The organism is Terrisporobacter vanillatitrophus, from assembly GCF_051148895.1.
Lineage (GTDB): Bacteria > Bacillota > Clostridia > Peptostreptococcales > Peptostreptococcaceae > Terrisporobacter > Terrisporobacter vanillatitrophus.
The window spans coordinates 2,897,686-2,910,660 of the sequence record NZ_CP154625.1 but is presented as its reverse complement, the minus strand read 5'-3'; the positions used below and the strand labels follow the sequence as shown (position 1 = coordinate 2,910,660).

General features: G+C 26.6%; 13 protein-coding genes. 10 read left to right on the top strand and 3 right to left on the bottom strand.

Translation table 11 applies throughout. The annotated features are described in order from the left end of the window. Positions 1-12 precede the first annotated feature (12 nt). From TVTCOM_RS14450 to TVTCOM_RS14435, 4 genes are all read left to right on the top strand, one after another. Positions 13-1,059: a HEAT repeat domain-containing protein gene (locus tag TVTCOM_RS14450; protein WP_434796972.1), complete on the top strand. Its 1,047-nt coding sequence runs from the start codon at positions 13-15 to the stop codon at positions 1,057-1,059. Beyond that, positions 1,052-2,470, top strand: coding sequence for a glycosyltransferase family 2 protein (locus TVTCOM_RS14445; RefSeq protein WP_434796971.1), 1,419 nt, complete (start codon positions 1,052-1,054; stop codon positions 2,468-2,470). Before TVTCOM_RS14450 ends, TVTCOM_RS14445 begins: the two co-directional genes overlap by 8 nt. Positions 2,471-2,702: 232 nt before the next feature. Next, positions 2,703-3,128, top strand: a complete 426-nt coding sequence (locus TVTCOM_RS14440; RefSeq protein WP_434796970.1) for an HTH domain-containing protein — start codon at positions 2,703-2,705, stop codon at positions 3,126-3,128. Positions 3,129-3,386: 258 nt separating this feature from the next. Continuing rightward, on the top strand, positions 3,387-3,473 hold the full coding sequence (locus tag TVTCOM_RS14435) for an IS3 family transposase (RefSeq protein WP_434799750.1): 87 nt from the start codon (positions 3,387-3,389) through the stop codon (positions 3,471-3,473). A 377-nt stretch (positions 3,474-3,850) separates the two neighbouring features. On the opposite strand, the gene rpmB is transcribed toward TVTCOM_RS14435, so the two are convergent. Beyond that, a complete protein-coding gene (gene rpmB / locus TVTCOM_RS14430; RefSeq protein WP_018589792.1) occupies positions 3,851-4,039 on the bottom strand; it encodes a 50S ribosomal protein L28 in 189 nt (62 codons plus the stop codon). A gap of 469 nt (positions 4,040-4,508) precedes the next feature. On the opposite strand from rpmB, the gene TVTCOM_RS14425 reads away from it, so the two are divergent. From TVTCOM_RS14425 to TVTCOM_RS14400, 6 genes are all read left to right on the top strand, one after another. Further along, the gene (locus TVTCOM_RS14425; protein ID WP_018589791.1) at positions 4,509-4,859 is read left to right on the top strand and encodes an Asp23/Gls24 family envelope stress response protein; all 351 of its coding nucleotides are present in this window, start codon (positions 4,509-4,511) and stop codon (positions 4,857-4,859) included. A gap of 15 nt (positions 4,860-4,874) precedes the next feature. Then, positions 4,875-6,500: a DAK2 domain-containing protein gene (locus tag TVTCOM_RS14420; RefSeq protein ID WP_434796969.1), complete on the top strand. Its 1,626-nt coding sequence runs from the start codon at positions 4,875-4,877 to the stop codon at positions 6,498-6,500. A gap of 91 nt (positions 6,501-6,591) precedes the next feature. Continuing rightward, positions 6,592-8,649 (top strand): ATP-dependent DNA helicase RecG, encoded by a 2,058-nt coding sequence (gene recG, locus TVTCOM_RS14415; protein ID WP_434796968.1) that lies wholly within the window; start codon positions 6,592-6,594, stop codon positions 8,647-8,649. 38 nt (positions 8,650-8,687) lie between these two features. Beyond that, on the top strand, positions 8,688-9,242 hold the full coding sequence (rsmD, locus tag TVTCOM_RS14410) for a 16S rRNA (guanine(966)-N(2))-methyltransferase RsmD (RefSeq protein ID WP_434796967.1): 555 nt from the start codon (positions 8,688-8,690) through the stop codon (positions 9,240-9,242). A 1-nt stretch (position 9,243) separates the two neighbouring features. After that, the gene (coaD, locus tag TVTCOM_RS14405; RefSeq protein ID WP_434796966.1) at positions 9,244-9,732 is read left to right on the top strand and encodes a pantetheine-phosphate adenylyltransferase; all 489 of its coding nucleotides are present in this window, start codon (positions 9,244-9,246) and stop codon (positions 9,730-9,732) included. A gap of 18 nt (positions 9,733-9,750) precedes the next feature. Next, the gene (locus tag TVTCOM_RS14400; RefSeq protein ID WP_434796965.1) at positions 9,751-10,263 is read left to right on the top strand and encodes a hypothetical protein; all 513 of its coding nucleotides are present in this window, start codon (positions 9,751-9,753) and stop codon (positions 10,261-10,263) included. A gap of 45 nt (positions 10,264-10,308) precedes the next feature. Here the strand turns inward: TVTCOM_RS14400 and ylbJ are convergent, their stop codons facing one another. Together ylbJ and TVTCOM_RS14390 are read right to left on the bottom strand one after the other, a co-directional pair. Beyond that, a complete protein-coding gene (gene ylbJ / locus TVTCOM_RS14395; RefSeq protein WP_434796964.1) occupies positions 10,309-11,490 on the bottom strand; it encodes a sporulation integral membrane protein YlbJ in 1,182 nt (393 codons plus the stop codon). A 114-nt stretch (positions 11,491-11,604) separates the two neighbouring features. Continuing rightward, positions 11,605-12,870 (bottom strand): nucleotidyltransferase, encoded by a 1,266-nt coding sequence (locus tag TVTCOM_RS14390; protein ID WP_434796963.1) that lies wholly within the window; start codon positions 12,868-12,870, stop codon positions 11,605-11,607. Positions 12,871-12,975: the final 105 nt, after the last annotated feature.

Genomic DNA, 12,975 nt, shown 5'->3' with positions numbered 1-12,975 from the left:
GGGAGAGATATAATGGATATTATATTCAATAAAAGAGTTGAAAAACTTAATGAGACTTTTAAAAAAGAAGTACTGACTCAGTTAAACTGTGTAAAGTTAGGAAAAAGTCTTTCTAAGATGGACATTAAATATGTTGATGATAATTTAAGAAAAAAGTACTATATAAAATCTTTTATTAATGCAATAACTGAATTTAATAATGATAAAGAAAATTATAAATTTACAAAAATATATATGAGTAACTTTGAGGTTTTTATTGAAAAATTTATAAATAAGAATAATAAAAAGGATGAAGCAATTAAGGTATATTGTGCAGTTGTTTTGGGAGAGTTTAAATTAAGTAATTATAAAATAAATAACTTTTTAATTAAATCTTTAAATACAAAGTCAATATATTTAAGAGTATCTTCTCTTGAGGCTATTTCAAAGATTGGAAATTTAAATTATTTTTTAGAAGGAATTAAATATATTTCTGATAGTAATCATTATATAAATAATAAAATTTTTATAGATGTATTAAATCAATTTGGAGGAGATCAATATTTAATAAATAAAGAACTTATGAAAAACTTTGATAGTTTTAATACTAATTTTAAAAAGGACATAATAGAGCATTTTAAAAATAATAAAATAGAATATGTAAAAAATAATTTGATAGAAATTTTAAAAAGTCAAAGCTATGGGAAAGAAGTTAAAATAAGTATTATTAAATATTTTTCTGTAGTAAACTATGAACAAGCTCAAGAAGAAATTATTAAGATTCTAAAGGAGTATGACTGGGAATATAGAGCTATTTGTGCTTCTGCATTATCGAGTTATAAAAGTGCAAAAAGTATTAAATCTTTATTAGAAGGTATAACTGATAAAAATTGGTATGTTAGGTATAACTCAGCTATGTCATTATTAGAATTTGATGAAAATATAGTAGAGAAGGCTTTATTAAAAGATGATAAATATTCTAGAGATGTACTTTTTTATGCTATGTTTATGAAAAACAAAATAAGTTTTAATGAATATATTGATAAATCAAAAAAATTAGAGGTAAATTATAATGTTTAAATTAATTATTGAATATTTAAATATATTTTTTATGTATTATATACTTATTTATTCTTTTATATTTTTTATATCTACTATTTCTTCAGTTTTAGATTTAAATGAGAATAAAAGAAAGAAAAAATATTTAAATGATATATCTATAAAAAGTAGTGAAAATTATATACCAATTTCTATATTAGTTCCGGCTTATAATGAGGAAGATACAATTGTAGACTGTATAAATTCTTTACTATATTTAGATTATCCAGAATACGAAATTATTGTTATAGATGATGGCTCAAAGGATAGCACATCTGAAGTAGTAATTAATAATTTTGAACTAAGAAAAATAGCAAGGCCTATTAGAAGAATTGTAGAATGTAAAAAAGAAGATGGCATTTATGAAGGATACACTTTTAACAATAAGGAAATAACACTAATAAGGAAAAAAAATGGTGGTAAAGCAGATGCACTTAATATGGGTATAAATATATCTAAATACCCATTATTCGTTTCACTTGATGCAGATTCAATACTTCAAAGAAACTCATTAAGTAGCATTGTTAGACCATTTATGGAAGATGATACAACTATTGCAGTTGGTGGAAATATAAAAGTAGCTAATCAAGTTATTTTAGATAAAGGTGAAGTTGTAAAAGTTTTTTCTCCAAAAAAATTACTAGTTATTTTACAAACGATAGAATATTATAGAGTATTCCTAACAACTAGAGTTTGGTTTAATAAATTTAATGGTAATTTAATAATTTCTGGTGCATTCGGGTTATTCAAAAAAAGTGCAGCTCTTAATGTTGGAGGATATGATAGAAATACTGTTGGAGAAGATATGGATCTTGTAGTAAAGCTTCATTCATTTTATAGAAAAAATAAACTACCTTATAAAATTAAATATGCATATGATGCAATTTGTTGGTCTCAAGTTCCGGAAAGATATAAAGATTTTAAACATCAAAGAAGGCGTTGGCATATAGGATTAATGACTAGTTTAATAAATCATAAATATATACTTTTAAATCCAAGATATGGCATGGTAGGTGTATTTTCGTTTTTATACTTTTTAATTTATGAACTGTTATCGTGTGTCCTAGATGTGGTAGGATTATTTATAGTAATAGCTTCATACTTTACAGGAATTTTGAATATAGACTTCTTAATTATTTTTTTATTAGTGTATATTTTCTATAGTGCAGTTATATCCATATCATCTATTATGCTTGAAAATTATATGTTTAAATATATCTCAAGTGGATGGTCTATATTAAAGCTAATACTATTTTCTGTAGTTGAAAGTTTTGGATATAGACAAATTTGTTCTTGGTATAGACTAACAGGAATTATAGGTTATAAAAAAAGAAAGCACCAATGGAACAAAATAACTAGAAAGAAACAAAATAAAATTTACAATAATATATAAATGATATTTATCAAAATGTACAAGTCTACAAACATGGTAATTAAGTACACTGATTTATATATTTAAGTGATGTTTGATAATAAGAAAAAATCAATGTAATAAGTAATTTATAATTATAAAATAAAAACCTTCCTTAATATTAAAATGTATCCTATAGAGTAGACAATTTAAAAAAGTCTACTCTATAGGATTTTTTTGTATATAATAAAATAAAAACATTGGGAGCGTAGTAATGAGTAAAAAGTTATTCACAAATGAAGAGATAGAATTATTGTCAAAAAATAAATATGTAAAAAATGTAACTTCAAAAGGAATTACGTATACTGAAGAGTTTAGAAAAATATTCATATTTGAAAATAGTAACGGTAAATTACCGAGACAAGTATTTGAAGAATGTGGATTTGATATAGATATATTAGGCATACATAGGGTTCATTCTGCCGGTAAACGATGGAGAAAGTCATATAAAAAAGAAGAAATTTTAGGTCTTTCAGATACAAGAGAGTTAAATTCAGGTAGGCCTAGAACAAAAGATGTATCATTAGAAGAAAAGTATAGTCGATTAGAGGCTAAATTAAAATTATTGCAAGCGGAAAATGAATTGCTAAAAGAGCATACCTTTCAACAATTAAAGATTCATCCACAAATTAGATATTAGCATATAATGTTTCATCTAGACTTAAGATAGATATAGTACTTAATACAATTGATAATCTTATTGAAAGTATAGGCGATAGCCTACACAAAGATGCACTTATACATTCTGATCAAGGAGCTCATTACACAAGTCCAAAGTTTCAGGGGAAACTGTTGGGATAATGCTCCGCAAGAGTCATTTTTTTGACATTTTAAGGATGGGGTTAATTTTAAAAATTGTAATAGTTTAGATGACGTTAAAAATGAGATAAATGAATATATGGATTATTATAATAATTATGGATATCAATGGAATTTAAAAAAGATGACTTCAATTCAATATAGGAATCATCTTTTGGTTGCCTAGATAGGCTTTTTTTAATTGTCTTTTACAAAGGGTACATTTTATATAATTTAATGGGAAGGTTTTTATATTTGATTTTTTAAGATAAATATAAATAATATGCAGATAACATTTAATTTAAGGTCTATAAAAAATATAATTTGCATAGAAATTAATAAATGTTGTGATATAAACGTAATGGGAAATATTGAAATTTATCTAACATGGGAGGGATAAGTATGAAAATGGTAACTATAAAATTACCAAAATGGCTTTCTAATATTGTTTTAAAATTTATGAGAACGAATAAAAAGTAGAAAATAAAAAATTAGATAAACTTTTAGATAAAAAATGAGAGCCTACATTTCAGTAGGCTCTTTACTAATAAAATAAATTTATTATTAAGCTCTATCAACTTTGTTTGAACGTAAGCATCTTGTACAAACTTTTACTCTTTTTGGAGTTCCATTTTCTATAACTTTGACGTTTCTTAAGTTAGCAGCCCATGTTCTCTTGCTGTGTTTATTTGAATGTGATACTTGGTTTCCTGAAACTTTACCTTTACCACATACGCAACATACTCTTGACATTATATACACCTCCTTAAAATGATAACTATTTTAAGACTAAAAACATATTTATATTAACATAAAATTTGAATTTTTGCAATAAAAATATATAATTGTCCTTAACATATTGAAGATTTTCTCATTATCATATAAAATTATATATATAAATTTTGCTAATGTAAATATTAAAAGAAAAAATAATGATAAAAGTTTATTATCATTATTTTATTATGCTGTAAATAGCTATGTTTTAAAACGCAAAAACTTTATATCTTCTATTTCTTAATACATAGTATTGACAATAAACGTCTTTTTAGTTGATAAATTTAAATAGCTTTTAATTATTAATTACTTATAGTATTATATATCTTGTCTAAAATAGAAATATAAACTATAATTTATTAAAATAAAGGAAATTTGTTGGATTGATGAAATAATAATTCAACATTGTACAAAATATTATTAAAAAAGAAAATGAGGGGGTAAAACCATGACTACTAAAGTAAATAATAAATATGGATGTATAGAAATAGATAAACATGTTATAGCTCAAATTGCATATAGAGCTGCAATGGAGAGTTACGGATTAGTAGGTTTCTCACAAAAGATAAAAGGTATTGTTGAATTGTTAAAAGGAGACAATGCTACTAAAGGCGTTAAAATATATGAAACGGAAGATAATAAAATAGAAATAGAATTATTTGTTATAATGCAATATGGAATTAACATTTCTACTGTAGCAAATAACATAATAGACAGAGTGAAATATTCAGTAGAAAATACTACATCAATAAAAGTTAGCAAAATTGATGTTAACGTGCAAGGTATCAGGGTTAAGTAATATAGGAGGAAGAATATGATTCAATATATAGACGGAAAAATATTTAGAGAAATGTTTGTTTCAGGTGCAAATAATCTTCAAAACAATAAAGATTTAGTTGATAAACTAAACGTATTTCCAGTTCCAGATGGTGATACAGGAACAAACATGTCTTTAACTATATCATATGCAATTAAAGAATTATCTAAAACTCAAAATGATAATATAGCAGATATAGGTAAAGCTCTTTCTAAAGGTTCTTTAATGGGAGCTAGAGGAAACTCAGGAGTAATACTATCACAAATAATAAGAGGAATAGCAAAATCAATAGAAGGTAAAGAAAGCTTAAATGTTGTAGATTTAGCTAATGCTCTTAAAAATGGATCTGATACTGCTTATAAAGCTGTAATTAAGCCTATAGAAGGAACTATTCTTACTGTAGTTAGAGAAAGTGGAGAGTATGCGGTAAAAGTAGCTAAGCCAGATATGGATATGATAGAATTTCTTGAATTAGTAGTAAAGAGAGCTAATGAATCACTAAATAAAACACCAGAATTACTAAAGGCATTAAAAGAAGCTGGAGTTGTAGACTCAGGTGGTAAAGGACTAGTTCTTATGTATGAAGGTATGCTATCTTCACTAAAAGGAAATAACATAGAGTCAGTGGAAGGTGGAACATCATCTAACGTAGAGATTAACGTGGAGCGAAATATATCAAGTGAAGATATAAAATTCCAATACTGTACAGAATTTATTTTAGAAAGTGATAAAATAGACGATTTAGCAGTAAGAGATATGTACATGAAATTTGGAGATAGTTTAGCTGTAGTTGGAGATGAAGGTGTAATAAAAGTACATGTTCACACAAATGACCCAGGTCTTGCTATACAAGAGGCATTAAAATACGGACAATTATTAACAATAAAAATAGAAAATATGAAACTTCAACATGAAAATAAGGTACTAAATGAAACGGCTCAAACACAAGATATACCTGTTGAAGAAAAAGATTACGGATTTATAGCTACTTCTATGGGTGAAGGTTTAGCACAAATATTTAAAGATTTTGGAGTTGATCACATAATAGAAGGTGGTCAAACTATGAACCCTAGTACAGAAGATTTTATGAAAGCAATAGAAAATTTGAATGCTAAAAATATAATAATATTACCAAATAACAGTAATATAATAATGGCTGCTAATCAAGCTAAAGAATTAAGTGATAAAAACATAATAGTTATACCAACTAAAAATGTTGCACAAGCTTTTGCTACTTTAGTAACATTCGATGCAGATGCAGATGTAAGTCAAAATGAAGCAAATATGATGGAGGTTTTATCTTCAGTAAAATCAGGTCAAGTAACTTATGCTGTAAGAGACACGGTTATAAATGATGTGGAAGTAAAAGAAGGAAATATAATAGGTATCGCTGAAGGTAAATTACTATCTGCAGGAGATAGGGTTGATGAAATAACTACTGACCTTATAGAAAAATTAGTAGATGAAGATAGTGCGATAATAACTTTATTCTATGGTGAAGATACTAATGAGGAAGAAGCCGAAGCCTTAAGAGATTCATTGGAAGAAAAATTTGAAGATATAGATGTGGAATTACACTATGGAGGACAACCTCTTTATTATTACTTAATTTCAGTTGAATAATGATTAACTAGTCCTGTATAATCGTACTATAAATTAGTATGTTATACAGGATTTTTTATTCGCAAGGGAATAATATTTGTAGGTGATAATTATGAATAAATTGAATAAAGAAATACAATTTGTAAAAGGAATAGGTCCTAAAAGAGCTGAAAAACTTCATAAGCTTAATATCTTTACTCTAAAAGATCTAATATACTATTTTCCAAGGCAATATGAGGATAGAAGTGTTGTAAAAAAAATCAATCAATTGGAAAATGAAGATAAAGTATCGATTAAAGGTATTATAACTAAAATAAATACCTATAGTCCAAGAAAAGGTATGAAACTAACTAGAATGGATATAAGAGATGATAGTGGATATATAAAAATATCATTCTTTAACCAAGAGTATATTACAAAGGTGTTTAAAAGTGGAGATAGTATTTTAGTTTTTGGAAAAGTTAAGATAGAAAACAATTTTAAAGAATTTATACCTATTGAGGTTGAACATTATACTAACAAACCAATTTCTACTTGTAAAATTGAGCCAGTATATCCTTTGACTTATGGTCTGACTAATAAAGAGCTACAAGGAATGATAAAATCAGCTCTTACAAAGGAAGAGTTTAAGATAAAAGAATATTTACCTCAATATATACTGGAAAAATATAAATTATGTGGAATTGATTTTGCTGTTAGAAATATACATTCACCTACTAATAAAGAAGCTTTAAAAATTGCTTTATATAGATTAGTTTTTGAAGAATTTCTAATTTTACAGTTAGGACTATTTTATTTTAAAAGTGGGATAAATGAAGCTAGTGGAATAAGATTTGAAGAAAAAGAAAAATTAAAGGATATAATAAAATCTCTTCCGTTTAAATTAACTAAAGCTCAGAGTCGAGCATTAAATGAAATTACTGAAGATATGACATCGCAAAATGTAATGAATAGATTGGTTCAAGGTGATGTTGGAAGTGGAAAAACAGTTGTAGCATTACTTGCATTAGCAACCTCAGTTTTAAATGGCTATCAGGGCGCTTTAATGGCGCCTACAGAGATTTTAGCATCACAACACTACGATTCGTTCAAGGAGACATTAGGAACCTTTAATATTAAATCTGAGTTACTGGTAGGAAGTCTTACAAAGAAGCAAAAAGAAAAAGTATTAGAAAAAGTAAAAAAACAAGAGGTAGATATTCTTATTGGAACGCATGCTCTTATAGAAGATAAGGTGGAATTCAAAAATTTAGGAATAGTTATAACAGATGAACAACATAGATTTGGTGTTAGACAAAGAGGAAGATTATCAAATAAAGGAGATAGCCCTGATATTTTAGTAATGACAGCAACGCCTATACCTAGAACATTAGCTTTAATTTTATACGGAGATTTAGATATATCTATAATAGACGAGTTGCCACCAGGAAGGCAACCTGTAGAAACTATTGCTATAGAACATAAAAGAAGAAATGAAGCTTATGAGAATTTAGTAAGAGGTGAAGTTGAAAAAGGAAGACAAGTTTATGTGGTTTGTCCTTTAGTAGATGAGAGTGAGAAAATAGAAGCTACAGCAGCAGTTGAACTTGTGGAAGAACTAAAAAGAGAATTCTTTTCAGATTTAAGGGTAGGTCTACTTCATGGTAAGATGAGACCAAGTGAAAAAGATGCCATAATGGATGATTTTAAAAATAAAAAGTTAGACATATTAGTATCTACTACAGTTATTGAAGTTGGAGTAAATGTACCTAATGCTACATTGATGATAATAGAAAATGCAGAAAGATTTGGTCTAGCTCAACTTCATCAACTTAGAGGACGTGTTGGAAGAGGAAAACATAAATCCTACTGTATACTTATTTATAACTCAAAAACTGAAGTCTGTAGAGAAAGAATGGCTATTATGGAAGAAACTACAGATGGATTTAAAATATCTCAAAAAGACTTAGAAATAAGAGGGCCGGGAGAATTTTTTGGAACAAGACAACATGGTCTTCCAGAGTTAAAAGTTGCAAATATTTTTAAACACATTAAAATATTAAAACAGGTTCAATTAGAGGCTAGATACATAATCGGTCAAGATGTAAAATTACAACAAGAAGATAATAAAAGATTAAAAGAAGAAATATTGTATAAATTTAGTGAACGTGAAGAAATCTCATTAAATTAATTGAAATTTATGGTAAAATAAAGAAAGGAGACATGATTTTGAGAGTTATTTCAGGAAAAGCAAGAGGACTAAAATTAAATGCTCCTAAAAATGATGACGTAAGACCTACAACAGATAGAGTTAAAGAATCTTTATTTAATATAATTAATCCATATATAATGGATAGTAATATATTAGATTTATTTGCTGGTACAGGTTCTTTAGGAATTGAGTGTTTATCAAGAGGAGCGAATAAATGTATTTTTATAGATAATAGTAAGGAAAGTATAAATATTGTAAAGTCTAATATAAAAAAGGCGAGAGTTGAGAATGAAAGCATAGTATTAAATTTAGATTTTAAAAGTGCTATAAATTCTCTAGCTTTAAAAAATGAAAAATTTGATGTTATATTTATGGACCCTCCATATTATAAGAATATGTTTAGTGATGCATTAGGTAGTATAGATAACAATAGCCTTTTAAAAGAAGATGGGATTATTGTTGTAGAACATGATACTAAAGATAAGTTTCCAGATAATATTGGCAGGTTATATAAAAGCAGAGACAAAAAATATGGAAATACAGCATTAACATTCTATAAAGTGGAGGAATAGCATGGACAAACCAATGCGTAAAGCAATATTTGCTGGTAGTTTTGATCCAATTACAAATGGACACTTAGATATAATTTTTAGAGCTGCCAAATTATTTGATGAATTACAAATAGGAGTACTTATAAATCCTAATAAAAAGGGGCTTTTTACATTAGAAGAAAGAGTTGAGTTAATTAAGATTTGTACAAAAGAGTTAAATAATATTAAAGTTATTGAATTCCAAGGTTTACTAGTTAATTATTGTAAAGAACATGGAATAGATACTTTAGTTAGAGGAGTAAGAAGTGAAGACGATGTCAATTATGAGCTACAAATGGCTCATATGAACAAAGAATTAAATCCTGACATTGAAACAATATTCTTACCAACTAACAAACAGTACTCTTTTGTAAGTTCGTCATTAATTAAAGAAGTTTTAAACTTTGGAGCCGATGTTAAGAATTTAGTGCCTAAAGAAGTTATTAAGGCAATAGAAAATAAGACGAAATAGTAATTTAGGGGGATTAGTATGAAAATAGATTTAGAAATTATGGATTTATTTCAAGAGCTAGAAGAATTAATAGAAAATGCACCGCTTAAAGGCTTGGCAAGGAAATCAATTAGTATAGAAAAAGAAGAAATTCTTGCTATAATTAATGATATAAAAGCATTAATGCCAGAGGAAGTAAATCAAGCAATATGGATAAATAGAGAAAGACAAAGAATAATAACAGAAGCAAAAGCAGAAGCAGAACAAATTATAGAACAAGCTAACCAGGAAGCTCAAATTAAGGCTAGAGAAGGAGAGAAGTTCGAAGAAAATCTTAAACAGCAATTTGATGATATTGTAGAATCTAATGAAGTAGTAGAAAAAGCTAAAGAAAGAGCTTCAGAAATTATAAGTAAAGCAGAGTCATATGCACTTGAAATTAGAGAAGGTTCTATTGAATATGCAGAAGATGTAATAAGTTCTGTTGAACAAAATTTAATTGAAACTTTGGAAATCGTAAAAAGAAATAAAAGAGAATTAAGAGAAGAATAGAAAATAAGCTCCCAGTTGAATTGGGAGCTTTCCTTATTTTATAAATTAATCCCTTGTTATGTATAAAAAATATAGATTAAATATTATATAAATAATTACAGTTACAATTAGAAATATTTTAAAGTTATAAAAATAATGATTTAGAATGCTGTTATTATAAATAGAATCATAAATAGATGAAAAATTTGAAACAGGTAAATAATTTTTACTTACAGGGTAAAGTAAAAAAGTATATAAAGCTGCAAATATACCGTGTAAAAATTTGTTGAATATGTAGATATTAGTTTTAATGTCTGTTTTAGCTATAAAGCTACAACATTGAGCTAATATAGATAAACCACTAAAACCTATAATAAAACTACATAAACTAGCTTTAATTGCCTCAGAGATATATGTAATATTAGCAACATTATTGCAACCTATAGTTATTTCAAATAATCCACTAATAAAAGCAGAACAAACTTCTTTTGTTATACCTAAAAAAGAAAAGAAAAAACATAGTATAGTAGATATACCATCTATTATATTGAATAAAACTAATATTTTAAAAACAACAGAAAAAATTATTACAAAACCACCAACAGCCAACAACGTATTTACACCAGTTACAACGGAATTCCCAAAAGAAATAAAAAAACCATCTTTTTCAGGAGTATTAATTATGTATTTTATATTATTTATTATGGTTTTATTTGATTTTTCTCTTTTTTCTTTTCCGTATCGTCTAAAAAGTAAACCGACGGTTATGGCGCCTAAGTAATGACATATGAGCATTACATATCCTAAGGATGCATCATTTAACATGCCAACAGCAACTGCACCAATTATGAATAAAGGACCAGATGTGGAACAAAAAGACACTAATCTTTGCCCCTCATATTGAGAAATATCTTGCTCTAACCTTAAATCAGAGGCTAGTCTAGCTCCAACAGGATAACCTGATACAGCTGAAATAGCAAAAACCAATGCACTTTTACCAGACACATTAAAAATAAGCTGTGTTATGGGGTTTATTATAGCACCTATAATATCAACAACCTTCAATGAAACTATTAAATTAGCACCAATTATAAAAGGAAGTAAAGAGGGCATCAATATATTAACCCATATATGTATTCCATTCTTTGCAGCTTCAATGGAATCGTTGGGAAAAATTATGATCCCAATGATTAATAATAAAACTATGATTTTGGGTAAAAAATATTTTGTTAATTTTGATATGTTCATAAAATCACCTATATAATAAAGACTTTAAGGTATTATATTAATTTTAAAAGTAAAATATGAAAAATTCAGTAATTAAAAAGAAAAGGACTATATAGATAATCCTTTTCTTTTTAATTATGGCAAATATTTAGGTGATAAATAATAATCTATTGGCCCTTTTAATAAGTGTTTATTATTTTTATAATAAACAAGATTATACATATTACTAGATTTTAAGTCATATTTGATAAGTGTTTTAAATATAGTGTCGTCAACATGACTTATTTTTGAAAATTTAGTGATGATTTGTATATCGCTAGAGGTTTTAATTTTTTTTATGATTTCACGACCTTTACTATTAAAAGCTAAAACCCTAATGTAAGGAACTGAATTTAGGTCTTTTACGCTTATAATATCTTCTTTTGTAATACCTAATAAAATATTATTTAAAGTTCTTTTTATTTTAGTCATGGTATAACGTTTTGATTTTGTGGAATTTATTAATTCTTCTAAATTAGAAGATGTAAATATATTTGAATAAATTTTATTTTCAATACCTTCATTTACTTCAAAGTAGTTATGTAAATTTTCATAATCTCTAATGATAATAGATGATAATATATTGTAAAACATGTGATCAAATATAGGGGTAAAATTGCTATTAATTTTACTGTTTATTTCATTAAAGGTTGCTTTTGGGACAACATTTTCAATATGTTTTAAATCAGTACTATCCTTTAAAGAATTTCTTATAGCTGTAGCTGAACAAATACTACTACTTATAACACTAGAATTATATTCTGAAGCAACTCTAGTAATAGTGTAAGGTTTAATGGTGCTATTTAATTTGATTAAACTTTTAATATATTCAATACCTAAAATATTATTAGAAGAATTCAAAATTTGTTGAAGTTCATTTTCATCTATATGTAAAAGATTTTGTGTTTTAATATATTCATATAAGGCTTTACTTCTTGCAACGGGGAAAACGTGACCATCGCCTAAATATTTTTTCAAAGTTGATTTAAATTCTTTAGGTTCATGAACTAAAATTTCTGCTATGGTATTTAAAATTTTCACACTACCTTCTTCGCTACCAAAACAAACTGAATTAACACAATTAAGAGAGTTTAAGGTAGTTATAGCTCCATGTGAGAAGATTTCTGCACTTTGGCAAGCATATAGAGTTGGAAGCTCTATTACTAAATCTACACCACTTTTTACTGCCATTTCTGCTCTTGTATATTTATCAAATAAAGCAGGTTCACCTCTTTGTAAGAAAGAACCACTCATTATGGCAAGGGTATGAGTTGCATTTGTTTTTTCTTTTGATTTCTCTAAATGATATTCATGACCATTATGAAATGGGTTGTACTCAACGATTAATCCTAATAAATTCATACAATCCTCCTTATAGTAATTTTTACTACATATTAGTATATTTTTTTTAAAAAGTTGACAAAAATAGAGGAAATACTTGATAATAATAGAATAATATAAAATATG

What these genes read in the sequence shown, in the direction of transcription:
- TVTCOM_RS14450 (WP_434796972.1), top strand. Translation starts at nt 13, where the DNA reads ATGGATATTATATTCAATAAAAGAGTTGAAAAACTTAATGAGACTTTT.
- TVTCOM_RS14440 (WP_434796970.1), top strand. Translation starts at nt 2,703, where the DNA reads ATGAGTAAAAAGTTATTCACAAATGAAGAGATAGAATTATTGTCAAAA.
- TVTCOM_RS14400 (WP_434796965.1), top strand. Translation starts at nt 9,751, where the DNA reads ATGAAAATAGATTTAGAAATTATGGATTTATTTCAAGAGCTAGAAGAA.
- recG (WP_434796968.1), top strand. Translation starts at nt 6,592, where the DNA reads ATGAATAAATTGAATAAAGAAATACAATTTGTAAAAGGAATAGGTCCT.
- ylbJ (WP_434796964.1), bottom strand. Translation starts at nt 11,490, where the DNA reads ATGAACATATCAAAATTAACAAAATATTTTTTACCCAAAATCATAGTT.
- TVTCOM_RS14445 (WP_434796971.1), top strand. Translation starts at nt 1,052, where the DNA reads ATGTTTAAATTAATTATTGAATATTTAAATATATTTTTTATGTATTAT.
- coaD (WP_434796966.1), top strand. Translation starts at nt 9,244, where the DNA reads ATGGACAAACCAATGCGTAAAGCAATATTTGCTGGTAGTTTTGATCCA.
- rpmB (WP_018589792.1), bottom strand. Translation starts at nt 4,039, where the DNA reads ATGTCAAGAGTATGTTGCGTATGTGGTAAAGGTAAAGTTTCAGGAAAC.
- TVTCOM_RS14390 (WP_434796963.1), bottom strand. Translation starts at nt 12,870, where the DNA reads ATGAATTTATTAGGATTAATCGTTGAGTACAACCCATTTCATAATGGT.
- TVTCOM_RS14435 (WP_434799750.1), top strand. Translation starts at nt 3,387, where the DNA reads ATGGATTATTATAATAATTATGGATATCAATGGAATTTAAAAAAGATG.
- TVTCOM_RS14425 (WP_018589791.1), top strand. Translation starts at nt 4,509, where the DNA reads ATGACTACTAAAGTAAATAATAAATATGGATGTATAGAAATAGATAAA.
- TVTCOM_RS14420 (WP_434796969.1), top strand. Translation starts at nt 4,875, where the DNA reads ATGATTCAATATATAGACGGAAAAATATTTAGAGAAATGTTTGTTTCA.